The 21,358-nt window shown below is 64.2% G+C and carries 26 protein-coding genes, 1 other RNA gene and 1 pseudogene; 8 read left to right on the forward strand and 20 right to left on the reverse strand.

The window, feature by feature from the left end:
* Positions 1–266: 266 nt before the first annotated feature.
* The 4 genes and pseudogenes from ACT2FV_RS21780 to ACT2FV_RS21795 all read left to right on the forward strand — a co-directional run.
* Positions 267–620 carry a DUF4148 domain-containing protein gene (locus tag ACT2FV_RS21780; protein ID WP_059599002.1) on the forward strand — a complete coding sequence of 118 codons (354 nt, stop codon included), beginning with the start codon at positions 267–269 and terminating at the stop codon, positions 618–620.
* A gap of 515 nt (positions 621–1,135) precedes the next feature.
* A complete protein-coding gene (locus ACT2FV_RS21785; RefSeq protein ID WP_444504772.1) occupies positions 1,136–1,342 on the forward strand; it encodes a hypothetical protein in 207 nt (68 codons plus the stop codon).
* A 7-nt stretch (positions 1,343–1,349) separates the two neighbouring features.
* A complete protein-coding gene (locus ACT2FV_RS21790; protein ID WP_444504773.1) occupies positions 1,350–1,799 on the forward strand; it encodes an AMP-binding enzyme in 450 nt (149 codons plus the stop codon).
* Positions 1,706–2,397, forward strand: a pseudogene (locus ACT2FV_RS21795) (terminase small subunit); the annotation flags it as partial. The gene ACT2FV_RS21790 and the pseudogene ACT2FV_RS21795, both read left to right, overlap by 94 nt.
* Before the next feature lie 345 nt (positions 2,398–2,742).
* Here ACT2FV_RS21795 and ACT2FV_RS21800 read toward each other — a convergent pair.
* Entirely contained in the window at positions 2,743–2,949 is a 207-nt protein-coding gene (locus ACT2FV_RS21800; RefSeq protein ID WP_444504774.1) for a DUF4224 domain-containing protein, read from the reverse strand.
* Between the two features lie 90 nt (positions 2,950–3,039).
* On the reverse strand, positions 3,040–3,243 hold the full coding sequence (locus ACT2FV_RS21805; RefSeq protein ID WP_444504775.1) for a helix-turn-helix domain-containing protein: 204 nt from the start codon (positions 3,241–3,243) through the stop codon (positions 3,040–3,042).
* Between the two features lie 377 nt (positions 3,244–3,620).
* Between ACT2FV_RS21805 and ACT2FV_RS21810 the strand changes: the two genes are divergently transcribed.
* Complete coding sequence (locus tag ACT2FV_RS21810) at positions 3,621–3,971, forward strand: hypothetical protein (RefSeq protein WP_444504776.1); 351 nt, start codon at positions 3,621–3,623, stop codon at positions 3,969–3,971.
* 93 nt (positions 3,972–4,064) lie between these two features.
* Here ACT2FV_RS21810 and ACT2FV_RS21815 read toward each other — a convergent pair whose 3' ends face one another.
* Both ACT2FV_RS21815 and ACT2FV_RS21820 read right to left on the reverse strand, forming a co-directional pair.
* Complete coding sequence (locus tag ACT2FV_RS21815) at positions 4,065–4,478, reverse strand: single-stranded DNA-binding protein (protein WP_444504777.1); 414 nt, start codon at positions 4,476–4,478, stop codon at positions 4,065–4,067.
* A gap of 10 nt (positions 4,479–4,488) precedes the next feature.
* Complete coding sequence (locus ACT2FV_RS21820; protein WP_444504778.1) at positions 4,489–5,280, reverse strand: Gp138 family membrane-puncturing spike protein; 792 nt, start codon at positions 5,278–5,280, stop codon at positions 4,489–4,491.
* A 10-nt stretch (positions 5,281–5,290) separates the two neighbouring features.
* On the opposite strand from ACT2FV_RS21820, the gene ACT2FV_RS21825 reads away from it, so the two are divergent.
* A complete protein-coding gene (locus ACT2FV_RS21825; RefSeq protein ID WP_444504779.1) occupies positions 5,291–5,680 on the forward strand; it encodes a hypothetical protein in 390 nt (129 codons plus the stop codon).
* Here the strand turns inward: ACT2FV_RS21825 and ACT2FV_RS21830 are convergent.
* From ACT2FV_RS21830 to ACT2FV_RS21880, 11 genes are all read right to left on the reverse strand, one after another.
* Positions 5,677–6,705, reverse strand: a complete 1,029-nt coding sequence (locus ACT2FV_RS21830) for a phage protein (RefSeq protein WP_124749956.1) — start codon at positions 6,703–6,705, stop codon at positions 5,677–5,679. The genes ACT2FV_RS21825 and ACT2FV_RS21830 overlap by 4 nt on opposite strands.
* 10 nt (positions 6,706–6,715) lie before the next feature.
* Entirely contained in the window at positions 6,716–6,925 is a 210-nt protein-coding gene (locus ACT2FV_RS21835) for a hypothetical protein (RefSeq protein WP_444504780.1), read from the reverse strand.
* Positions 6,926–6,939: 14 nt separating this feature from the next.
* Positions 6,940–7,296: a hypothetical protein gene (locus tag ACT2FV_RS21840; RefSeq protein ID WP_124749955.1), complete on the reverse strand. Its 357-nt coding sequence runs from the start codon at positions 7,294–7,296 to the stop codon at positions 6,940–6,942.
* Positions 7,297–7,458: 162 nt separating this feature from the next.
* Complete coding sequence (locus tag ACT2FV_RS21845; RefSeq protein WP_444504781.1) at positions 7,459–10,266, reverse strand: DUF927 domain-containing protein; 2,808 nt, start codon at positions 10,264–10,266, stop codon at positions 7,459–7,461.
* A complete protein-coding gene (locus ACT2FV_RS21850) occupies positions 10,263–10,613 on the reverse strand; it encodes a hypothetical protein (protein ID WP_444504782.1) in 351 nt (116 codons plus the stop codon). The genes ACT2FV_RS21845 and ACT2FV_RS21850 overlap by 4 nt, the downstream gene beginning before the upstream one ends.
* Positions 10,614–10,870: 257 nt before the next feature.
* Positions 10,871–11,074: a hypothetical protein gene (locus ACT2FV_RS21855; protein ID WP_155631029.1), complete on the reverse strand. Its 204-nt coding sequence runs from the start codon at positions 11,072–11,074 to the stop codon at positions 10,871–10,873.
* Positions 11,067–11,477, reverse strand: a complete 411-nt coding sequence (locus tag ACT2FV_RS21860) for a hypothetical protein (RefSeq protein ID WP_444504783.1) — start codon at positions 11,475–11,477, stop codon at positions 11,067–11,069. Before ACT2FV_RS21860 ends, ACT2FV_RS21855 begins: the two co-directional genes overlap by 8 nt.
* Positions 11,470–11,673: a hypothetical protein gene (locus tag ACT2FV_RS21865; RefSeq protein ID WP_444504784.1), complete on the reverse strand. Its 204-nt coding sequence runs from the start codon at positions 11,671–11,673 to the stop codon at positions 11,470–11,472. The genes ACT2FV_RS21860 and ACT2FV_RS21865 overlap by 8 nt, the downstream gene beginning before the upstream one ends.
* Positions 11,674–11,966: 293 nt before the next feature.
* A complete protein-coding gene (locus ACT2FV_RS21870) occupies positions 11,967–12,386 on the reverse strand; it encodes a helix-turn-helix domain-containing protein (RefSeq protein ID WP_444504785.1) in 420 nt (139 codons plus the stop codon).
* Between the two features lie 3 nt (positions 12,387–12,389).
* Complete coding sequence (locus ACT2FV_RS21875) at positions 12,390–12,599, reverse strand: helix-turn-helix transcriptional regulator (protein WP_444504786.1); 210 nt, start codon at positions 12,597–12,599, stop codon at positions 12,390–12,392.
* Between the two features lie 187 nt (positions 12,600–12,786).
* Positions 12,787–13,497 (reverse strand): hypothetical protein, encoded by a 711-nt coding sequence (locus ACT2FV_RS21880; protein WP_444504787.1) that lies wholly within the window; start codon positions 13,495–13,497, stop codon positions 12,787–12,789.
* A gap of 278 nt (positions 13,498–13,775) precedes the next feature.
* Here ACT2FV_RS21880 and ACT2FV_RS21885 point away from each other — a divergent pair, with 278 nt between their 5' ends.
* Complete coding sequence (locus ACT2FV_RS21885; protein ID WP_444504788.1) at positions 13,776–14,024, forward strand: DUF4224 domain-containing protein; 249 nt, start codon at positions 13,776–13,778, stop codon at positions 14,022–14,024.
* A 106-nt stretch (positions 14,025–14,130) separates the two neighbouring features.
* On the opposite strand, the gene ACT2FV_RS21890 is transcribed toward ACT2FV_RS21885, so the two are convergent.
* The 5 genes from ACT2FV_RS21890 to ompA form a co-directional block, all read right to left on the reverse strand.
* The gene (locus ACT2FV_RS21890) at positions 14,131–15,372 is read right to left on the reverse strand and encodes a tyrosine-type recombinase/integrase (protein WP_444504789.1); all 1,242 of its coding nucleotides are present in this window, start codon (positions 15,370–15,372) and stop codon (positions 14,131–14,133) included.
* Positions 15,373–15,535: 163 nt separating this feature from the next.
* Positions 15,536–15,905: a transfer-messenger RNA gene (ssrA, locus tag ACT2FV_RS21895) on the reverse strand.
* A 17-nt stretch (positions 15,906–15,922) separates the two neighbouring features.
* On the reverse strand, positions 15,923–16,639 hold the full coding sequence (locus ACT2FV_RS21900; RefSeq protein ID WP_151047057.1) for an HAD-IA family hydrolase: 717 nt from the start codon (positions 16,637–16,639) through the stop codon (positions 15,923–15,925).
* A 13-nt stretch (positions 16,640–16,652) separates the two neighbouring features.
* Positions 16,653–17,351: a bifunctional 2-polyprenyl-6-hydroxyphenol methylase/3-demethylubiquinol 3-O-methyltransferase UbiG gene (gene ubiG, locus ACT2FV_RS21905; RefSeq protein ID WP_044844843.1), complete on the reverse strand. Its 699-nt coding sequence runs from the start codon at positions 17,349–17,351 to the stop codon at positions 16,653–16,655.
* Between the two features lie 152 nt (positions 17,352–17,503).
* On the reverse strand, positions 17,504–18,172 hold the full coding sequence (gene ompA, locus ACT2FV_RS21910) for an outer membrane protein OmpA (RefSeq protein ID WP_006400736.1): 669 nt from the start codon (positions 18,170–18,172) through the stop codon (positions 17,504–17,506).
* Between the two features lie 536 nt (positions 18,173–18,708).
* Between ompA and gyrA the strand changes: the two genes are divergently transcribed.
* Positions 18,709–21,312: a DNA gyrase subunit A gene (gene gyrA, locus ACT2FV_RS21915; protein ID WP_444504790.1), complete on the forward strand. Its 2,604-nt coding sequence runs from the start codon at positions 18,709–18,711 to the stop codon at positions 21,310–21,312.
* Positions 21,313–21,358: the final 46 nt, after the last annotated feature.

Genomic DNA, 21,358 nt, shown 5'->3' on the forward strand with positions numbered 1-21,358 from the left:
CCGAACCGCGCCGTTGCCGCGCGGTTCCTTTGGAGCCCCGCAGGGTGTGCTGCCCGGCGGGGCTCATGCTTTGTGGTTCGCCCTCGCGTAGTGTGATCGTGCGGAGCTGGACCAGATTCGTACCATCCTAGGGTTAACCCTCGTTTCGGGAAGGATGTCTTCCTGAAACCTGCCTTATTCTTAAGCACGCGCCTACATAAACTTCGGTTTGTCAGCGATGAACGGGTGTTCACCGCGAAATCAGACAAATCTGGAGGTAGGTCATCATGAAGTCGCTCGTTCAAGCCGTTGTCGTTGCTGCTGCTCTCGTTGCCCCGGTCGTGTCGTTCGCGCAGTCCGGCTCGGCACTCACCCGCGCACAGGTTCGTGCCGAACTGGTTCAGCTCCAGCAGGCCGGTTACAACACCGCCCGCGGCGAAGATCCGCATTATCCGGAAGCGATCCAGGCCGCCACGGCGCGTGTCGCAGAGCAACAGCGCAGCGCGCTCGCCCAGGCGCAAGGCGCCGACGCCAGCGGTTATGGCGCGCAGGTGCAAGGCGCATCGGCAGCGGGTTCGCGTGCGATCGGCGTGCGTCCGGCCAGTGCGGAAGAAATGAAGTCGCTGTATCGCGGCAGTTAAGCTGCTCATCGCCCGGTGAGGCAGTGCTGCGCGTGCGATGACGCGTCGCGTGCCGGGCAGGGTGCCGTCCGCCGCGGTCGATCACCGTGCGGGCGACGCCGAATATCCGTCACCTCCTGCCGTCGGAATGCTGGCGGCATTCCGCCCGGCCCGTCCGGGGCTGGGCGCTTTTTCGGAAGGCACGGGACGTTCGGCTTCCCCGGCAACAAAAAACCCCGCAGACTCGCGTCGTGCGGGGTTCGTGCGTCAAGCGCGAAATTTGGTGGGGCGGCGTCACTCGAATTGTGGCGTGCAAGCCACGTCTGTAAAGGAAGATGGTATTTCGGATTTGAAATGTACCCCCAGAAATACCCCCGGACTGGCGATGCTACCCCTCGACCACCACGGTTGAGACGCACCCCGCCGCGCAGCTCGTCGCGTGGATTGAGCGGCACGCCGGTGCCGCTGTTACCGCCGGCGATACCGCGCCGGCCGACTACCGGCGCTTCCTCGACGACTGGCGGCCCGCATCATTCGTGCCGGGCGCGTTCGTCGAAACTGCCGACTGGCCGCTGCTGCCGAGCGGCAAGACCGACCGCAACGGTTTTCCGTCTGTCGATCCGGCGGGCGATCCCGTTGGCCGCGTCGCGCCGCTGCGCGCGCCCTCAACGCCGGTCGAGCGGACGCTCGCGGGCGCGGGTCTCGCGCAGGGCTATACGCGCGCGCCTGTATGCAACGGGTGACCTCGCGGTGCGCGGCGAGGACGGCACGCTGCTGCTCGGCCGCGCGGACGACCATGTGAAGATCAACGGCTACCGGATCGAGCTCGGCGACGTCGAAGCCCGTCTGTGCGCGCTCGACAACGTCGCCGACGCGGCCGCAACGGTGCGGCGCGGGCTCGACGGCCGCTCCCGGAGGCTCGAGGCGCATCTGGTGCTGCGCGACCCGGCGCGGCCGTTCGACGACGCGCCGCTGCGCGACGCGCTCGTCCGCCAGCTGCCCGCGTACATGGTTCAGCAGGCGTTCGCGCTGCACGACGCACTGCCGCGCACCGCGAATAGCAAGGTCGACCGCACGCGGCTGCCGGCGCCCGTGCGCGTCGCGACGTGCCGGTGCGCGCTGTTCGAGGCTTCCGTGCTCGCGCAGTACACGCGCTACAGGTGGCCGACGCGCAGCGCGCTGCTCATGCCGGCGCCATGACGCCAGGTGCGGCGCCAGCCAAAGTCGGCGAGCTCGGCGTCGCCGCGCCGTCGCGCGCGCATACCTGGCGCAACGACGACGGCGTGCTGTTCGTGCCGTACGGACAGGTCGACGCGGCGGCCGCCGCCTGCGATGCGCGGCTCGCGGCCGATCCGGCATGGCTGTCGCGCGCTCGACGAGATCGCGCTGTCGGCCGACGGCGTCGAGCTGGTCGAAACCGCGCGCAATTCGTCGCCTCAGATCGAGCCGGCGATTCGCCGCGCCGACATGACGCTCGTCGTCGGCCGCCCGAATCGGCCGCGCGGCGGGCCGGCGACGGCGAACGGCAGATCGTCGTGCACCGCCTGAATCCGGCCTGCGACATGCAGCGCGCCGCACGCGCGATGCTGCGCGCGGTTGCGGGGACGGCGTCGATGCTCGAACAGTGGCTCCAGCCGATGCAGTCGTGCCGGAAGCGTTCGCGCGCGGCGGCTGGATCTTCGACGCTGCGCGGTATTCGCAGGCGTTGCACGACCTGAACGCGACGCAGGCGGTGATCCGCGCGGAATACAGCGCCAAGACGGCGTACCGGATCGGCGCCGAACTACTTCAGAAAACTTCAGTATCAGCCTCGCTCGGTGAGCGCATGAAGGCTCGCGAGGAGCGTACGCAGATCGACGGGCTCGTGCGGCTGGTGTTCCACGCGCTGCCATCTGGCCATGCGTGCGCCGCGCGGCCGCCGGCCGGCAGGCGCGTCGGCGGCCTTCATTGCCTCGCGCACACGCGCGTAGGCGTAAGAAAATTCGCTGGCGCGGTTCGCGGCGCTACGTTGACTGCATCCCCCTGCGGAATGGCGCTTTGCCTTATGCGGCAGAGGACTGCGGCGCGGACCGCGGCGCGACGGTCCCCCGATTCTTCAACGTCCCACCAACGTAACGGCAATTGCCGGTCAGAATGGCCGAGATCACAACGCGACCTTCCATTTCGGCTCTGTGCGCCGCTGGATAGGTTGAACGGAACCGTTGATCTGCTCCCACGTGATCATGGGGTGGCCGTCGACCTTCCGGGGTGGTTTGAACCCTAATTGGCGCTCAATCCATCGAATCTGCGCGGCGCCTTGCCGGAGGCCGCCAGTCAGTTGAACCAGCTCGTCGTTCGTAAGGATGTGCACCTCGCCCCCAATCGCTTGTCACGCATGTCTCGTTTCAGCGCCGCCGGGCAGTAACGCCGTGAGCATGGCCGCCGCGGTGAAGTGTGAGCGCTACGCCTTCGGTGGCTCGATGAGCGTGGCAAGCTGCTTGATGCGTTCGGCCATCTCGAGGAAACGTACCGCCCATCCTGGAATCGGCGATTGCCCGGTCACCCATCGGCTCGGCGTGTTCTTGTCCACGTCGGCCATGCGGGCGAAATCGGCTTGCTTCCAGCCGAGCCGGCCGAGCGAGGCGGTAAATTCGTCAGGGGTCATGTGTGCGTCTCGCGCGTGTGTGAGGGTGGATGGCCGATGATAACCCGTCTCCCGGTATGCGTATAGAACAGCGGAAAACGTACTCAATTTAACATAACGCTGCTTATCAGTTTGTCGACGTGTGGATAGTTTTTGTCCGCTTCTCGGGAGAGGCGCGCCGGTAAACGAGATGCGCGTCGCGAGGGGTGTGCCTAAATTTTGTGCAACGTCGGCTGCGGCAGTTATCCACAAGGCAGAGCGGTGGTTTCGGGCCTCTCGATCGCCTCGCGCTAGGCCTGCGCGCCGCTTCACTGGGCGGACCCAGATTCCTCGATGCCGCGACTGGCTGGCGTCGTCGGTGCCCCTCAAGCTATCCTCAAGCATCACTGGAGATCGCAATGCCGACGCAGAATGACATGATTGAGGTGCTTCGCCTGGCAGAAGGGGCAGGCGTGAAACTTGTGGTCCAATTTCGAGCACCGGACGGGTGGATGGAGCGCCCCATCACACCTGAAACGCTCGCCAGATGCATTGCGACCGGCCATTCGGCGCCGGCTGCCGCGGTTGGTGTGACCGATGCAGAATATGCCGAATGGGTCGAAAACAACGGCTCCATCCAATGCATCGCGAAAACGCGCGCCGGGAAGCGCTGCCGATGCTTCGTGCCCGGCACACACTACCGCGACGCGCTCGCATGGAAGGCAGCGAATGATGCCGGCGGGTACTGTAGCATCCACGGCGACGCGTAAGGGGTACATCAGTACCGCAGCTCGAGCTCGTGCTCGATCGCATCCAGTTCCTCGTCGGACAGGAGGATCAACTCGAACCGTGCGGACCACCAATCACAGGTCGTCGTCCAAGCCGTCGTCCGCGCCGCCGTGTGTTCGGCCGACCTGGTCGGCACCGTCCGTAGTCTTGGGCATGGATTGGTGGCCCTGCATGGCGGCGCGCTTGCGCTTCACGTGGTATGCCGTCAACACCGCGTGCGCGACCATGTCGAGCGCCGGCCGCGTGTCGCCGTGCTTGTCGGTCCAAACCTTCGGCGTCAGCGTGCCAGCCAGCGACACCGAGTCGCCGTCGTCAAGCGCGAGCAGGGCATCGGCCGCAGTCGTGCTGAACGTGATGACGTTCACGAACAGCGATTCGCCCTCACCGGTGGCGGCGCGCACTTTCGCCGTCACGAACGTTTTGCCACTCTGGCCAGTGCGTTCGGTCGCCACGCCGTAGAGCTTTCCGCTAATCAATCCGTCGATCATCACGCCTCCATCAGTTCACGTTGCCGCTGTTGCCCGGACCCGGCTGAACGCCATTGTGGGTGTGCGTGTCGTCGATGCGCTTGCCGTTGGCGGTCAGCGTGCCGATGAAGTTGATCGTGCCTGTGATCGTCGCGGCGGCGCCGCTCACAGCGCTGCCGATCATCCCGCCGAGGAACGAGAACAGGCCCTGTACGATCACCGCGCCGCTGAATCCGGACTGCGGCGAGTTCACGGTCAGCGACGTCGATGCATTCACGACTACGTTCGGCGCCGTCAAGTCAATGAGCGTTGGCGCGACGAGCTTCAGCGTGCCGGCCGTAGGGTTCAGGTCGACGAAGGTCGAGCCATCGTCGCTGCGCAGCTGCGTCGACGACGTGCTGACGTTCGACAGAACACGCGGCTGTGATCGGAAACCGAGCAGCGCGAACCCGTCGGACAGGTCATGATTGCGGACAGAAACCTTCTCGCCGACACCGCCCGATTGCCACCACGCATCGATTGCGCTGTCGGCGAATACGACGAGACATTCGTCGCCGGGAGTCACCGGGAAGGTCAGCGTACAATTTCCGCCGGACGGGAACTGCACCGGGCAGTCGACGAGGAGCGGAAGGGCGACGGTCTTTGTCGAACCATCCTCGGCGCGAATCCTCGTTTTGATGCCGGGCTGGACTGCGACGGTCTGCGCGTTCGCATCGTAGGAATCGATGATTCCGGGAAGTGCTACATGGACTTCTCGCTTCGCGGCGCTCACGATTGTCCGTACCACTTCTAAGTTATCTGCGGTGATTTCGTCTCTGTTCACGGGGGCCTCAATGAAAAAAATTATTGGATTGCTTGCTTTCTTGGCGGCCTCATCGGCACTGGCCGCGCCACCGAAACATAGCGGTGACGATGTGCTGATATGGCCGACGAGACAGGCCAAAAGCGGCGATACGGTGGATCTGTCCACGATGGTCTATACGCTTCACGTCGGCGAAAAATGCACACTGCCTCTTGCCAACGCGAAGCATTTCCGACGGCTAGATGTTCATTCGGGCGCTACCAGCTACGTTGGTTGCTGGGGGATGACGCTCGACAATTCGGTGGTAATGATCGCGCCCGATGGCAAGACGACAGTAGACTCGCTTGTTATCTTCGGGCGCGCGAGCGCGAACGGTGACGGGACCGCGACCATTCAGTATCCGAGCTACAGCCAGCGTTAGCCATACGGGTTGACGGGATCATTTGTGCTCGAACCGAATGGGTTATTGGGATCGATCTTCGGTGGGGCGGGCGCGATAGCGTCGCGTGCCGCTTTGTTCGACAACTCGACCGAGGCGGATGCATCGACAGCTATGCAAGTTGCTTCGGTGTACCAGTCGTTCCCTCGCGTGTCGCCCATGTGCTCGGCAACCATGACTCGGTAATAGCCGTACTTACCGTTCGGATTATTGAGCTTGTTGAGTTGTGCGTCGAATCTGTTTTGGGGGTCATCGCGCACGGCTAAGCTGTATTCGTATCGCTGGATGCTCGCGTTCTCGAGCTGAATCACGTTGCCGATTTTGATATTCGGGTTCAGCAGCATCCGGACGAAGATATAGTTCCGAAGCTGCGTCGGCATACCGACCATTCCTGTTTCCTGCGTCACCTTGTATATATCGCTCGGAATAAACGCAGTCCTCGGAATCATCGTGAGCTGACCGTTTTGGATGCTCCAATCCATGTCGAGGTCCTGCGCGGCGTCACGCATGAAGTCGCGGGCCATACCGAATAACACGCGGCCCCGCGGATACGCATTGCCAGTCAGGTCCGGGATATAACCTCGAGTCACTCCCTTCTCGGCGAACGCCTTCATCACCGCATCGACAACGTCTCCGTGAGTTGCGCCAGCTGCCAACGTTGTGTTGATCGTCGCAAAGTTGTATGCGCGATCACCGTCGGCACACGTCAGGTCAAGGAACGTGTCGGTAGGGCTCTCGCGCCCCTGTCGCGCCTGCACCAACGTACCATCAAATATGACGCCGCAATCGTCGCCATATCCGGCTTGAAGCATGACGCGGGAAAACTCGAAACTCACCTTGTTTGCTGTATTGGGGCTCAAGTTGTAGACGCGAATATGTGCCGAGTTTGGCGTCTCGCGATCGCCGCGTCGGACATCGAACGTGAAACGAAGCGCTGACAAGTCGAGGCCGTTGTCGCCGAGATCGCCCGCCAGTAGCGTCGCTTTCCGTAACCATTGCTGTGTCATGTCTTCGTCCTCAATGCACAATGCCGGCCGGGTATACGAGAGTCATACACACCCATTCGAGTTCAGGGTTTTCCTTCCAGACGCGGTCCTGCACTTCGGCGGCTTGCGCGCGATAGTAGGTACCGTGATTGCGTCCAAGGCTGTCGTCGACGCGCCAGAACGAGTTCTTTCCGTTCGCCGCCATTTCGCAAGCCAAGTCATCGTCTTTCTCTATCGTCACATGTCCTCCTGCCTTCAGGTACGCCGAGGTGCTTTCGTGAGCAGCAGCCCCGATTCAACAATTTCTACGACGCCGCGCGCTGCCGTCGCGGCGCGAGCCTCGGCGACACGCTGGCGGAAGTGGTGCAGATCCGGCAACAGGTCGCCGAGCGAGCCGCACAACGCCGGGTAGAGCACGTGATCGCGCTGATCGTCGGTCCACCCCTCCAGTTGGGCGAGCTCGCCAATCACGTCGAGTAGCTCGCCTCGCATGTCGCGGACTTCGGCGGCCGACAGTCGCGGACCCCATGCGAGTGGCAGCTCGGCGCCGTATTCGCAGCCAATGGCGCGGCGCGGTCCGGTCGAGCGATCGTGGTCGTTCTCAGAAAGCATGGATGCCTCCTTGGTCGTGAGGTGCAACAGGTGCAACGTGTGCAACGTCCTTGTGCGGCGGCGCTTTGCGCCGTTGCACGCGTTGATTTCGACGTGCAACAGGTGCAACGCAGCGGGCAGGGCGGCGGCCCGCCGGACCGTCTGAATGGGTCGCGAGTCGCATCACTCACCCTCCGTCAGCCGTTCGGGATCGACGTGGTAGAGGCGCGGCGTCCGGCCGTCGGATGTTCGTGTGGTCTTCGATCTCTTTCCGCCGCCGTCGACGTCTGCCAGGGCTCCCGCCTTGTCGAGCGCCGCAGTGACGCGCGGCAGGTCGTAGCCCTTCGTCGCCTCGCGCAACCCGCCGGACGTGAAAAGGTAGAGGCGCCGCTCGCCGTCGTTCTTCCAGTAGCCTGCGCGATCACGGATCAGGTCGGCGCTGCCCTCGATGTTGGAGAACCGGCTGTCCGCGTGTCGGTCGATGAAGTCGGACACCGCGCGGAGGATGGCGGCGTGCTCGGCGCCGTGCCCGCTTCCCTGGCGGCGGCCCCGCCAGAGGTTGAAGGCGTGGACGGCGGCGCGTGTCGGCTCATCCGACTCCCACGGCACGATGTCCCATACGACCGCCATTTCTCCGGCAAGCGCGCATAGGGCGAACGTGCGCGCCGCCCGCCGTTCCTGGCCCTCCGCGGCGTCGAATCGCTCGATCAGCGGTTGCAGGGCGTCGGCCGGGCGGAACCCAGCGCGCAGCTCGCGCACCAGCGCTTCCAAGAAGCGCGGGCCGGCGTGGCCGTAGTGCTTCGATGCGAGATTGCGCACGTCGTCCGACAGCAGGCCGCCTGAGGTGCGCCCGTGCAGATCGTCGAACAGCCCGAAAGCGCCAGTCACGGGGACGTCGAGGATACGCAGCTCCTGGCCGGCCTTTGCCTCGATGCCGCCGGCACCCATCCGCGCAGCGATCGTGAGCTCGCCAGTCGACAACAGGAAGACGCGCCAGCGCGCCGCCTGCCGCGCCTCTCCGTGCCGGTTCGCTCGCGTCTTGCCCGTACCGTTGATGAGCGCATAGGCGGATTCGTAGAGCGCGCGCGGCTCGATCTCACCGAGCTCGTCGAGTGCCAGCAGCGTATCGGAGTGCAGCGAGCCCGCACCCTCCAGCCCGTTCGCCGTAGCGCGCCAGGTGCGTTTGAACGCGGCTCCTCCCCATACGCTCACGGCAGCGATCAGAGCCGTTGTCTTACCGCACGACGAATCGCCGTACAGGTGCGCGCCGCCGCCGTCGACGTTCAGCGGGCCGAGCAGCGGGCCGGCGAGCGCCGCCGACATGGCGAGCATCAGGAGGGGATTGCCAGATGCGAGAGCGGCCAGCTCGCACCAGCCGTCGAATGTGCCCGCCGACGCGTAGGGTGCGACGCGGCCGGACGCCTGAAACCAGATGTCGTCCGCGCCGATGACGACCTCGGGCAGCACGAACGCGTCGTCGTGCCAGCCGGTCACGCTCGCCGCACGCATCGTGCGCTTCGGGTGCTGGCCGGCGATATAGCGCGGCACGGCCTGTCGGTCGTTCATGTCGAACACCAGCCCTTCGGAAAGCAGGACCGAGCGGACCTCGTTACCGTCGCCGGCGAGCATCGCCATCGGCATTGCCCATTTCTTGCGCTTACCGGCGGGCGACAGCACCTCGAGCAGGCGTCCGTACTCGGCATCTTCGCGGTTGCGCGTCGTCGCGATGACCCATAGTGGCGAGCACACCCACTTGTCGATCAGTTCGGGTGGTGCGTCGCCCTTCGGAAGCTTCACGCCGTGCCAGTAGACGCCGGGCTTCATCCTGTTTCCGCTCACCAGCGTCCAGGAGTCGTAGACGCGCCAGCAAGGGCGCTCATCGAGCAACGGGAACGAGGTGCTGTCGTCGGGCCGGGCGCCCGCCGTGGCGCCTGTATCGGCCGTCGCGGGGGCCGCGGCCGCGTCGATGCACGCGCGCACGGCATCCGCGCTGCGCAGTACGAAAAGGTCGTTGATGTCGCTCGGCGCGGCATCGCCGATCAGTTCGTCCGGCTCGAACATCGGCACCGCCAGTACCCCAGCGGCGGCGCGCGCGGCGTCGAGTGCTTTGTCGGCGCCGTTACCGACCTCGCCGTGAATCAGGATGACTGCTTCCGGGTGCGCGTCGCGCATGGCGCGCGCGACCTGGTGCAGATTGCCGGCCGTCAGCGCCGCGACGGCGACGTCGGCAGGGCAGACAATCTGATGGGTCAGGGCAGAGGCGACGCCTTCGGCGATCGCGACACGCTGCTCGCCGCCGGCTGGCTCGGCGGCGAGCCAGTATCCCCCTGCTTTCGCGCCGCCAGCGAGGGCCGACTTGCGCCCGTCCGCGTCGATGAACTCGAGACTGGAGACGTTGCCAGCTCGCTGGATGGGCGCGACAAGGATGCGTCCGACGAGCAGCTCGCCGCGTGCCCGCGGCGTATAGCCAATCAGGCCGCGTAACGTTCCGGCATCGATCTCGCGAAGCATCGGTGTTGCCGGCAGCCCCTTGCGCGCGAGATACGGATGATCATCGCGGACCGGGGATGCCTTGGCCCACACTGCGACAGCGAGCGTGGCGGCCTTTCGCTGCTCGAGCACGCGGTCGGCCTCTGCCTGATCCGCCTTCGCTTGGCGCTCGGCACGTCGTCGTGCGATCTCTGCTGCGTCGATGACCGGCGCGGTGCGATCGGCAATAGTGAACCCGTGGTCCTTCGCGATCGCGAACAGCGTGCCGACCGTAACCCCGCCATCGGCGCGCAGTGAGCGCCACGTGTCGCGCGCGTCGGCCTTGGAGTAATTGGCAGCGCCGCGGCTCCAGCCGTCGAACAGAACGAATCCGGCGTCGCCGAGTTCGTGCTTGAGCGCGGCCGCGATGCGCCACCAGTGTTCACGCTCAACGTCAGGCGGGATGCACGCCAGCGCATTTTCGATGCGCTGGCGCTCGTCAAACTCGGGAATTGCGCTCATCGCGCGGCCTCCAGTGCGCGGCGAACCTCGCGCTTCAACGTGTGAATGATGTTGGGAGCGTCGTCGCGCACCCGCTCCCCGTTGAATCCGCGCGGGTCGAACTGCAGCGCGATAGGGTGCAGCGGCCGGAAGGCATCGAGGACAGTCATGCTTTCCTCTGGCACGCTCCAAGTCGTCCCTGCCAGGCGGCGCGCTTGCACTTCGCAGCCGCGCGCCATGATTTCGAGCAGCTCGCCAGCGTCGGCGTCGATCTTTTTGTCGGACAGTCGATCTGGCGCCACGGCGAACACGAAGCGATACGGCCAGTGCGACTCAGTCCAGATGAGGTAGGGGTAGAGCTCACGCATAGTGTTCCTCCCCGGTTGCAGCCGAATGTTCACCGGTAACGCCGCGGAGCGGCAGCAGCGACGAATCGAGGAAGGCCCAGTCATTCGTTATGATGGGGCGCCCATCGCAGGCCGTCACGCCGAATACCGGATCACCGAAAACGGTAACAGCCCATCGCTCAGCGTCATATGAGTGAGTGACGAGTACGATTCGACCCATGAGTGCCAGATTGACTGAATGAATGACGCGGGCTAGATCGCCCGGGCGGCAGCGGCGCTTAGGCATCACCCACCTCCCTCAAAATCACGTCAAGGGTCTCAGGGAGCGCTTCGGCAAGGTTGAGGATGTGCTTCAGCGCACCGCGCACAGGAAGCCCGTGCGGTGTATCTTCAGGCACCGCTTGGTGCAACACACGCAGCAGGTTGCAGACGACATGCGCATCGAGCTCTGCGTCGATGAGCATCTGTCCAGCGTTAGCCATGGCTCACCTCCGATGAGGACTGCTTAGTGGAAGATGCGCGCGAAGATTCCTTGGTGGGGCGAGCGGTCAGTTGCGCTACACGCGCGCGCAGCTCGTAATCAGCCTCGCTGCCGATATGTGCCATCTGGCCGATCACCTCGATTTCACGGGCGATTTTCCAGAGGAGGTGGGATTGACTATCTCCGCGGAAAGAACCGGCCTGGGGTACCGGTCGGCCGTCGGCGTCCGAAGCAATCAGACTGGCTATACCGCTCACCTGTTCGCTGAGACTGAGCGCTTCGCTGAAGGCGTTCTCGCCAGCCCTCGACAGAAATTCGAGATCCTCGCGGGTTGCGGACTTCAGGTCATATCGATCCGCCAAGAACGTCAGCAGACCGGCGGCATCTGCGTCTCGGTTATGCATGGCGCACCTCCGCACGTGCCAGCTCCGCGAGGCGGCGCAACGCGTCACCGGTTACGTCGAGCGCGTCCTGATACGTCGGCGCGAGCGCGGCGGCGCGCAGCGCTGTCGACACGATCGCGAGGACGAGGGTGCTTTCGGGAGAGTGATTGCGGTGGGCGAAAGTGCCCGGGGTATGGGCGTGACGAAGCTGGCGCATGAAGCGGCCTCCTATGGTCTGAATGGAGGCCCGCCGCTCATTTCCACGTGAGGGGTGGCGGGCCCGACGGCAAGGGGTGGAAAACCGGCCCATAGGAAACCGGCCCAGCCGAAGCTGGCCCTCGCCCGGCCCGCCATAGAAAACTGGCGTGCAGAAGCGTGCAGACGAAAAAATAGCCGCGTGTGCGGCGGCTCGTCCGCCTATGGTCCACGGGTTTCCACGCCCGGCGCCCGTTGTCTCGGACGCAGAGTCAGTATAGCGGATCGCCATAGGTTTACAAGTACCGACAACGTTCAGCACGTTCCGCCTCCGTCCGGCAACAGGAAGTAGACGCCGACCCGATGCATGGCACCGCTTTCCGTCTGTTCGGCGCGCATGGCGGTGTGGATCCGGTATCCGTAGATGTGGCGCAGTTCGTGGATACGCGGCCGTGGGTCGAACACGTCGAGGTGTCGCATCGCCTCGAAGGTGGTGATGCTGCCGAGTGCTCGCATTGCGGAAAGCATCCGCGTTCGCTGCGTTGCGGAGTCGTTGCCGGGCAGGGTGCGCAGGATGTCAGCGAGGTACTGTTGGCGCCCCTGGTCCGCCGATGCGCTGGGTGAGGGTTCGCCTTGTGCTGTGTTCGCCGCTGCCGCGCTATGATCGGCGTGGGTCGTCTGGGTCGCGCTCTTGCCGGAGTCGCGGCCCTTTTGCGTTTCGGGGGTCGTCGCCATCGATCAGCCCTCCGCGCGATAGCCCGAGGGGTTGGCGAGGAAGGCGTCGATGTCGCCCGCGCGCCAGCCTACGGAGCGCGGTCCGAGTTTGATCGGGGCCGGGAACGTGCGCTCCTTGATGCGGTAGTAGATCGTCGTGCGAGAAAGCCCGGTCGCGGCTTCGACCTGCCGGCGGCGCAGGATTGTGAGGGCGGTTTGAATCTGCTCGGTCATGTTTCACCTGTAATGAACGATCCCGGAACATCCGGGAATGGGGCTCATTACAGGCGACTTGAGAAGCTGGAAACAGGGGGGCAGGATACCGAAAACCCACCATCGACCGCCACGAATGGGGTGGGTGGGTTGCCTTGCGCGTTGACCGTGAGCGCCTTTAGGAATAAGGCTCTGTGGGGTGGGTGGGTTACTCGGCGGGCGTACTGATTGCGCCGCCGTTCTGCCTCCAATTTGCTACCTTCGCCGCTTCTTCGACGGCGGTGCGATTCATGTCGCCGGCCTTGACGTTGTTCTTCGGATTGTCCCGTTCATGCACAAGCCCGAGTTCTTTGTATCGCGTCTCGAGCCATCCCTCCATGGCGTCGATCGCGCCCTTCGCGCGGCGTAGGTTCTCATCCTCCATCGCGAGCCAGACCTTTACAGCTGCCGCCAGCTTTGGGGCGTAGCGCGGGTGCCGCGGGTCGAGATAATCCGGCGTGTCGCTCGTCTCGGGGAAAAAGAATCCGGACTTCACGCCGCGCGTCGCGAGCCAATTCCTGAGATCCGCCGCGTCTACGGTTGTGGAGCTGGGATCCAGCCGACCAACGATCTCGTGACCAGGTGGCAGGTCCAAAGCGAGGGCCATCGATTCTTCGTCAGCGGAATAGCATCGTGAAGCCGGTAGCGACCCGCGATTGACGGCGTGTGTCAGTGATCGCAGCGCTGCGTCGAACGCTTCGGGCTTGTTGTCGAGCGCATCGACGTCTGCATCCGGGTGTTCGAGGCGTGCCAGGTGGTAGCGGCTGAGCGTCCATTTACTCGGCGGCCGAACGCGGCTCGGCTTGGCCCCGACCAGCAGCGCGGCGGCGTCGGTCAACGTGTAGGTGTCTGCGATGCGGAACAGATCGAGCTCGTCCATTTTGTTTTTCGGGATGGCGCTGAAAGAGAGAGGTACCGGACCAGGCGTTTTGCCAAAGACGATGGGTCTTGGTTTGTTCACTAGCGTCCGGTATGTTCCATTGTAAGCCCCGCAACTGTTCATCTGTACAGTAGGGGCGTTGCACTTGTTGCACCCTATTTAGCCGACGTGCAACGGCGGTGGCCCTTTGCCGGTGGCCGTGTTGCACGCGTTGCACCTGTTGCACGTGGACAAACCGTGTATGTCCACTCGAACCCGCCAAGGATTGGAGATTGACGATGGATGAACGCCTGATGTCGCCGGCCGACCTCGAGCGTGTGACCGGCTACAAGCAGTACACGGCTCAAGTCAGATGGTTCAATCGGCACTTTGGGGTTGACGTCCCGCGCCGCGCCGACGGAAGCATTGTGTTTCTGTGGACAACTTTTGCGGCGCTGGATGCGCGGAGGGCGGGACTGATTCCTGCCGAACCCGCAGCGCGCGAGCGGCCAGAGTTGCAGCCGTTACGATCGAAGAAGCGCGCTTGACGCCGCCGTCCGCTTCCCGAGCAGCACCAGAGGTTTCACCCTTCGCCTCGGCACGCTGCTGTCGCCCTGCGTTGCGCACGTCGCAGCCGGTCTCCTGGGTGGGCGGTCAGCCGGCCGCCGCCCCGATCGGGATGATCTGCGCGCCGGCCTTGAGTTGCTCGAGGTAGTTGGCCCAGCGTTGCATCATTTCGCGGCGCTGCTGTAGATGAGCGGTACGATTGTATGCTCGGCCGAGCGGGTCTTTCACTGCGTGGGCGAGCTGTGCCTCGATGATCGCTGCTGGCACGCCGAGCCCCTCGTCAAGGATCGTGCGCGCCATCGCGCGGAATCCGTGTCCTGTCATCGTGTCGCCGTCGTATCCGAGTCGACGCAGTGCGCTGTTGACCGTGTTGTCGGACATCGGGCGGTCCTTCGTTCGGACACTCGGGAACAGGAACCGGCTGTTACCCGTGAGGGCGTGCAACTCACGGAGAACCGCGATCGCTTGAGATGGCAACGGCACGATATGGGCGCCGCCGGACGCCTTGCCTTGTTTCGTGCGCTTCATTCGCTCGCTGGGAATCTCCCAGATCCCGGCGTTGAGGTCGAACTCGGCCCACTCGGCGGCGCGCAGCTCTCCAGGGCGCTGGAACAGAAGCGGTGCGAGGCGCAGGGCGCATAGCACCGGGAACGTGCCCTGATAGCCGTCGATCGCGCGCAGCAACTCGGCAACCTGTTTCGGGTCGGTGATCGCGGCCATGTGCTCCTGCTGCACGGGCGGAAGCGCGCCACGGAGGTCGGCGGTCACATCGCGCGGGGCGCGGCCGGTCGCCACCGCATAGCGGCACACCTGGCCGATGTTCGCGTGCAGGCGGTGGGCCGTTTCGAGCGCGCCGCGCTTTTCTACCCGACGCAACACGTCGAGTACGTCCGGCGGCGCGAGGTCGGCAATGGGTTTGCCGCCAATCCACGGGAACGCGTCGACCTCGAGACGGCGGAGCAGGCGGGCGCCATGGCTGGCAGACCAGGTCGGACCATACTTGGCGTGCCACTCGCGCGCGACTGCTTCGAACGAGTTTTCGGCACTCAGGCGAGCTGAGCGCTTCTCGGCCTTCTTCGCTTCCGCTGGATCGATGCCCGCGGCCATCTTCTCCCTGGCTTCGTCCCGCTTCCGGCGGGCCGCCGCGAGCGTCACGTCGGGATACACGCCGAGCGCCAGCAGTTTTTCTTTCCCGGCGGCGCGGTATTTCAGCCGCCAGTACCGCTGCCCGGCCGGCGTCACGAGCAAAAACAAGCCGCCACCGTCGAACAGCTTGATGGGCTTCTCGGCTGGCTTCGTGTTGCGGATGGTCGTGTCGGTGAGTGGCATGGGGGTATCTGGGCGCGGGGGTATATCGGATACCCCCGAAAGTACCCCCAAGTACCCCCGGATGTCTACGGAGCTTTTCGGAACGCTCAGGAATGAAAAAACCCGCGAAGCCTTGAGCTATCGCGGGTTTCTGTACTTCCTCGGAACATCTCGGAAGGGAATTTGGTGGAGGCGGCGGGAATCGAACCCGCGTCCAGAAGCGCTCCACGACTAGTTCTACATGTTTAGTTCAGTCATTTGATTTAACCGCAGCGACGCGGACGAACACGCTGCACTACGGCGATTCGCTAGATTTTCGACCCTGGCGTCGCGACGCCGACAGGGCTTAACTGACGTAAATGACCTCTGGCGGTATTGCTACCGGTCTTGCGACACTAGCCCGTCAGTGAACTAGGCAGAGGACGGCGGCCGTTAGGCTGCCAGTGCGAACGTATCGTCGTTTGCAGTTACGATTTTCCCATTGATTAACGAGGTGACGGGTCCTCGACATGCCCTAGCCGCTTCACAACCCCTGTCGAAACCAGGTCGCCCCCGCGGATAAGATCCACCATTATAGCCCAACATGGCGCAGCAGTTCGCGCAGTTCCTGCGTCGTGCCGACGAGATGCTGCGCCTGCCAGTCAGCCGGCGCGACGCCGTCACCGCAGTAGCCGTACGCGGCCGCGACCGTCGCCATCCCCGCCGCGCTGCCAGCCTGGATGTCGCGAAGATCGTCGCCGACGTAGACGATGCGCTCCGGCGCGAGCGTCATTTGTTCCGCCGCATGCAACAGCGGGGCCGGATGTGGTTTCGAGTGCGGCGTTGTGTCGCCCCCGACGATGCAGGCCGCGCGCGGCGCGAGGCCGAGCAGGTCGGCGAGCGGCGCGGTGAGACGCATCGCCTTGTTCGTGACGATGCCCCAGCGCACGCCGCGTCCATCGAGTTCGTCGAGCACGTCGCCGATGCCGGGGAACAGCACTGTGTGCACGCAGATGTCGGTCGCGTAATTGGTCAGGAACTCGTCGCGCATCGCATCGTAGCCGGGCGAATGCGGGTCGATTCCGAATGCGCCGCCGAGCAGGCCCCGCGCACCGGCCGATGCCAGCGGCCGCAGCACGTCGAGCGACGTTTCGGGCAGGCCGCGCACGCGCTGCATCTTGTGGACTGCAGCGGCGAGATCGGGCGCCGTGTCGGCGAGCGTGCCGTCGAGGTCGAACAGCACGGCATCGCAGTGCAGCAGGTGCGGCGCGTCGAATGCGGGCCGCTCGGTCGAAAGGGGAATCGTCATGCCGGTCGGAGGGTCACGCGCCTCGGCGGCACGCGACGAGATAGTTGATGTCGGTGTCGTTCGACAGCGCGAAGCGCTTGCCGATCGGGTGATAGGTAATACCCTTGATCTCCACGATGTGCAGATCGGTCCCGCGCACGAAGCTCGCCAGTTCCGACGGGCGGATGAAGCGCGCGTAGTCGTGGGTGCCCTTCGGCAGCATCTGCGCGATGTACTCAGCGCCGATTACCGCGAACAGGTAGGACTTCAGGTTGCGGTTCAGCGTGGAGAAGAACACCCAGCCGCCCGGCTTCACGAGCGTCGCGCACGCGGCGACGACGCCGGCCGGCGAAGGCACGTGCTCGAGCATCTCCATGCAGGTGACGACGTCGTAAGTGCCCGGCTCGCGTTCGGCGATCGCTTCGGCGGCGATCGCCTCGTAGTCGACCGTGATGCCGCTTTCGAGGCTGTGCAGGTCGGCGACGCCGAGCGCTTCGGTCGACAGGTCGATGCCTTTCACCTGGGCGCCGAGCCCGGCCATTGATTCGGACAGGATGCCGCCGCCGCAGCCGATATCGAGTGCGCGCTTGCCGGCGAGGTGCGCATGCGAATCGATCCAGCCGAGCCGGACCGGATTCAGGTCGTGCAAGGGCTTGAATTCGGCATTCGGGTCCCACCACCGATGGGCGAGGTCGCTGAATTTCTGGAGTTCGTGCGGATCGGCGTTGGTCATGTCGGCAAACGGGCTACGGAAGGAGGGCGGTGCGTCGGTACGTCAGCCCCGAGTATATAAGGGGGCGCACAACGAGGCCAGCGAGCGCCTGGGCGGGCGTCAAAGAAAAAGCCCCGCCGGAGCGGGGCTTTGAAGCAGTCGAAAACCGCGGCTTACTGCGCCGGAACGGTCGTCTTCTGAACTTCTTGCGTACCGACCACTTCGACTTCCACGCGGCGGTCCGGTGCGAGGCAGGCGATCAGTTGCTTGCGGTTCTTCTGGTTGCAGCCGGTCGTGACCGGGTTGCGCTTGCCCTTGCCTTCCGTGTAGATCTTGTTGGCCGGGACACCCTTGCTGACCAGGTACGACTTGACAGCTTGTGCGCGGCGCAGCGACAGGCGGTCGTTGTACTTGTCCGAACCGATGCGGTCCGTGTAGCCCGTAGCGACGACCACTTCCGTGTTCATGCCCTGGATCTTCGAAGCCAGTTCGTCCAGCTTTTGCTTGCCCAGCGGCTTGAGCGTTGCCTTGTCGAAGTCGAACAGTGCGTCGGCTTGGTACGTGATCTTCTGGCTCGTGATGGCCGGAGCAACCGGAGCGACCGGCGGCTGCGGTGCCTGGGCGACCAGTGCGCCATCGCACTTCGCGTTGGCGGTGGCCGGCGTCCAGAACGCGTCACGCCAGCAGAGCTCGTTCGTGCCGTTCATCCACACCCATTCGCCCGTGCCGTTCACCCAGTTGTCGTTGACGGCTTGACGCGATGCCGGCACCGACTGTGCCGAAGCGGATGCAGCCATAACTGCGGTAGCTGCAATGAACGCGAGCTTTGAAAGTTTATTCATATTTCTCCTCTCGAAATTGAGATTACCGCAGGTTTACTGCGAGCCTGTTGACGGTGACAAGTCATACATTGCTCGAAGTATAACATTGGTGCGGCACAAAAAACGCGGCACCGCTCTGTGTAGACTTCGAGCAGCGTCTAACTTTCAGTGCGTTGGCATTTTGCCATATCGTTCCCTTCCTACGAAAAAAAATCCTCCCCACCCCAAGATCGCTTCAACTTTGTGGTGCATGCGCAACACCTGCCTGCCGTAACTTTCAGAGATTGTCAAGAGTGTGTCCGCGAAATTGCATGAAAGGCCGCAAGGGTTTACGCGCATGCGTGACAAGGGTCCGAACGCCGTGGGCTTCCTGAATGGGGCGCGATCATGGCCGGTCCGGGACGCCTTTGCCATGGGCCGTGATTTTTGCTGTTTACATATAGAGGGGGTGGCGAATTGGCGGCTGATGCGTGCATGTTAGAATCTCGCGTTGCGTTGCGCATGCAGCGCCCACGCGAAAGGCGTTCGCCGTCTTCGCTCCGAAACGATACGGATACATGGATCAATTCGCCAAAGAGACCCTGCCCACCTCCCTAGAGGAGGAAATGCGCCGTTCGTATCTCGATTACGCGATGAGCGTGATCGTCGGACGTGCCCTTCCGGATGTCCGCGATGGCCTGAAGCCCGTGCACCGGCGCGTACTGTTCGCGATGCACGAACTGAACAACGACTGGAACCGCGCGTACAAGAAATCGGCGCGTATCGTCGGTGACGTGATCGGTAAGTATCACCCTCACGGCGATACCGCGGTGTACGACACGATCGTGCGGATGGCGCAGGACTTCTCGCTGCGCTACATGCTGATCGACGGACAGGGCAACTTCGGCTCGATCGACGGTGACAATGCCGCGGCGATGCGTTACACCGAAATTCGCATGGCGAAGATCGGTCACGAGTTGCTCGCCGACATCGACAAGGAAACGGTCGACTTCGAGCCGAACTACGACGGCAACGAGATGCAGCCGTCGGTCCTGCCGTCGCGCATCCCGAACCTGCTGATCAACGGCTCGTCGGGTATCGCGGTCGGTATGGCGACCAATATCCCGCCGCACAACCTGAACGAAGTCGTCGACGCGTGCCAGCACCTGCTGAACAACCCGGAAGCGACGATCGACGAGCTGATCGAGATCATCCCGGCGCCGGACTTCCCGACGGCCGGCATCATCTACGGTGTCGCCGGCGTGCGCGACGGCTATCGCACCGGGCGCGGCCGCGTCGTGATGCGCGCGGCCACGCACTTCGAGGAGATCGACCGCGGTCAGCGGATGGCGATCATCGTCGACGAGCTGCCGTACCAGGTGAACAAGCGCTCGCTGCTCGAGCGTATCGCCGAGCTCGTCAACGAGAAGAAGCTCGAGGGCATCTCCGACATCCGCGACGAGTCCGACAAGAGCGGCATGCGCGTCGTGATCGAGCTGAAGCGCGGCGAAGTGCCCGAAGTGGTGCTGAACAACCTGTACAAGGCGACGCAGCTGCAGGACACGTTCGGCATGAACATGGTCGCGCTGGTCGACGGCCAGCCGAAGCTGCTGAACCTGAAGGAAATCCTGCAGTGCTTCCTGTCGCATCGACGCGAAGTGCTGACGCGCCGCACGATCTACGAACTGCGCAAGGCGCGCGAACGCGGCCACGTGCTCGAAGGTCTCGCGGTCGCGCTCGCGAACATCGACGAGTTCATCGCGATCATCAAGGCAGCGCCGACGCCGCCGATCGCGAAGCAGGAGTTGATGGCGAAGCCGTGGGATTCGTCGCTCGTGCGCGATATGCTGACGCGCGCCGAGGCCGAGAACGCGTCGGCGGGCGGTCGCTCCGCGTACCGTCCGGAAGGCCTGAACCCGGCGTTCGGGATGCAGGCCGACGGGCTGTACCGTCTGTCCGACACGCAGGCGCAGGAAATCCTGCAGATGCGTCTGCAGCGCCTGACCGGTCTCGAGCAGGACAAGATCATCGGCGAGTACCGCGAAGTGATGGCGCAGATCGCCGACCTGCTGGACATTCTCGCGCGCCCCGAGCGGATCACGACGATGATCGGCGAGGAGCTGACGGCGGTGAAGGCCGAATTCGGCGACGCACGCCGCTCGAAGATCGAGCTGAACGCGACCGAACTGAATACCGAAGACCTGATCACGCCGCAGGACATGGTCGTCACGATGTCGCACGCGGGCTACGTGAAGTCGCAGCCGCTGTCCGAGTATCGCGCGCAGAAGCGCGGCGGCCGCGGCAAGCAGGCGACGCAGATGAAGGAAGACGACTGGATCGAGACGCTGTTCATCGCGAACACCCACGACTACATCCTGTGCTTCTCGAACCGCGGCCGCGTGTACTGGGTCAAGGTCTATGAAGTGCCGCAGGGCTCGCGCAACTCGCGCGGCCGTCCGATCGTCAACATGTTCCCGCTGCAGGAAGGCGAGAAGATCAACGTCGTGCTGCCGATCAAGGAGTTCTCGGCCGACAAGTTCATCTTCATGGCGACGTCGCTCGGCACCGTGAAGAAGACGCCGCTCGAAGCATTCAGCCGCCCGATGAAGAAGGGCATCATCGCGGTCGGCCTCGACGACGGCGACTTCCTGATCGGTGCATCGATCACCGACGGTGCGCACGACGTGATGCTGTTCTCCGACGCCGGCAAGGCCGTTCGCTTCGACGAGAACGACGTGCGTCCGATGGGTCGCGAAGCGCGCGGTGTGCGCGGCATGCAGCTCGAGGACGGGCAGCAGGTCATCGCGATGCTGGTCGCGGGCAGCGAGGAGCAGACCGTGCTCACCGCGACCGAGAACGGCTACGGCAAGCGCACGCCGATCACCGAGTACACGCGCCACGGCCGCGGTACGAAGGGTATGATCGCGATCCAGACGTCCGAGCGCAACGGCAAGGTCGTGGCCGCGACGCTCGTCGACGCCGAGGATCAGATCATGCTGATTACGACGGCCGGCGTGTTGATTCGCACCCGCGTATCCGAGATTCGCGAGATGGGGCGTGCCACGCAAGGTGTTACACTCATCAGTCTCGATGAGGGTACCAAGCTTTCTGGCCTGCAGCAGATCGCGGAGGCCGAAGAGGGCGATGGCGAGGCCGACGAGGCGTCGGACGGCGAAGCCTGAAGAACGGATGAGACTCTGGCCGCCGCGGGCGTGAAGCGCCGCGGCC

It is taken from the genome of Burkholderia sp. PR2, assembly GCF_052372875.1.
Taxonomy (GTDB): domain Bacteria; phylum Pseudomonadota; class Gammaproteobacteria; order Burkholderiales; family Burkholderiaceae; genus Burkholderia; species Burkholderia diffusa.

What these genes read in the sequence shown, in the direction of transcription:
- ACT2FV_RS21840 (WP_124749955.1), bottom strand. Translation starts at nt 7,296, where the DNA reads ATGCTTTCTGAGAACGACCACGATCGCTCGACCGGACCGCGCCGCGCC.
- ACT2FV_RS21845 (WP_444504781.1), bottom strand. Translation starts at nt 10,266, where the DNA reads ATGAGCGCAATTCCCGAGTTTGACGAGCGCCAGCGCATCGAAAATGCG.
- ACT2FV_RS21860 (WP_444504783.1), bottom strand. Translation starts at nt 11,477, where the DNA reads ATGCATAACCGAGACGCAGATGCCGCCGGTCTGCTGACGTTCTTGGCG.
- ACT2FV_RS21870 (WP_444504785.1), bottom strand. Translation starts at nt 12,386, where the DNA reads ATGGCGACGACCCCCGAAACGCAAAAGGGCCGCGACTCCGGCAAGAGC.
- ACT2FV_RS21900 (WP_151047057.1), bottom strand. Translation starts at nt 16,639, where the DNA reads ATGACGATTCCCCTTTCGACCGAGCGGCCCGCATTCGACGCGCCGCAC.
- ACT2FV_RS21815 (WP_444504777.1), bottom strand. Translation starts at nt 4,478, where the DNA reads ATGATCGACGGATTGATTAGCGGAAAGCTCTACGGCGTGGCGACCGAA.
- ACT2FV_RS21875 (WP_444504786.1), bottom strand. Translation starts at nt 12,599, where the DNA reads ATGACCGAGCAGATTCAAACCGCCCTCACAATCCTGCGCCGCCGGCAG.
- ACT2FV_RS21880 (WP_444504787.1), bottom strand. Translation starts at nt 13,497, where the DNA reads ATGGACGAGCTCGATCTGTTCCGCATCGCAGACACCTACACGTTGACC.
- ompA (WP_006400736.1), bottom strand. Translation starts at nt 18,172, where the DNA reads ATGAATAAACTTTCAAAGCTCGCGTTCATTGCAGCTACCGCAGTTATG.
- ACT2FV_RS21780 (WP_059599002.1), top strand. Translation starts at nt 267, where the DNA reads ATGAAGTCGCTCGTTCAAGCCGTTGTCGTTGCTGCTGCTCTCGTTGCC.
- gyrA (WP_444504790.1), top strand. Translation starts at nt 18,709, where the DNA reads ATGGATCAATTCGCCAAAGAGACCCTGCCCACCTCCCTAGAGGAGGAA.
- ACT2FV_RS21850 (WP_444504782.1), bottom strand. Translation starts at nt 10,613, where the DNA reads ATGCGTGAGCTCTACCCCTACCTCATCTGGACTGAGTCGCACTGGCCG.
- ACT2FV_RS21890 (WP_444504789.1), bottom strand. Translation starts at nt 15,372, where the DNA reads ATGCCACTCACCGACACGACCATCCGCAACACGAAGCCAGCCGAGAAG.
- ACT2FV_RS21855 (WP_155631029.1), bottom strand. Translation starts at nt 11,074, where the DNA reads ATGGCTAACGCTGGACAGATGCTCATCGACGCAGAGCTCGATGCGCAT.
- ACT2FV_RS21830 (WP_124749956.1), bottom strand. Translation starts at nt 6,705, where the DNA reads ATGACACAGCAATGGTTACGGAAAGCGACGCTACTGGCGGGCGATCTC.
- ACT2FV_RS21885 (WP_444504788.1), top strand. Translation starts at nt 13,776, where the DNA reads ATGGATGAACGCCTGATGTCGCCGGCCGACCTCGAGCGTGTGACCGGC.
- ACT2FV_RS21865 (WP_444504784.1), bottom strand. Translation starts at nt 11,673, where the DNA reads ATGCGCCAGCTTCGTCACGCCCATACCCCGGGCACTTTCGCCCACCGC.
- ACT2FV_RS21810 (WP_444504776.1), top strand. Translation starts at nt 3,621, where the DNA reads ATGCCGACGCAGAATGACATGATTGAGGTGCTTCGCCTGGCAGAAGGG.
- ubiG (WP_044844843.1), bottom strand. Translation starts at nt 17,351, where the DNA reads ATGACCAACGCCGATCCGCACGAACTCCAGAAATTCAGCGACCTCGCC.
- ACT2FV_RS21805 (WP_444504775.1), bottom strand. Translation starts at nt 3,243, where the DNA reads ATGACCCCTGACGAATTTACCGCCTCGCTCGGCCGGCTCGGCTGGAAG.
- ACT2FV_RS21825 (WP_444504779.1), top strand. Translation starts at nt 5,291, where the DNA reads ATGAAAAAAATTATTGGATTGCTTGCTTTCTTGGCGGCCTCATCGGCA.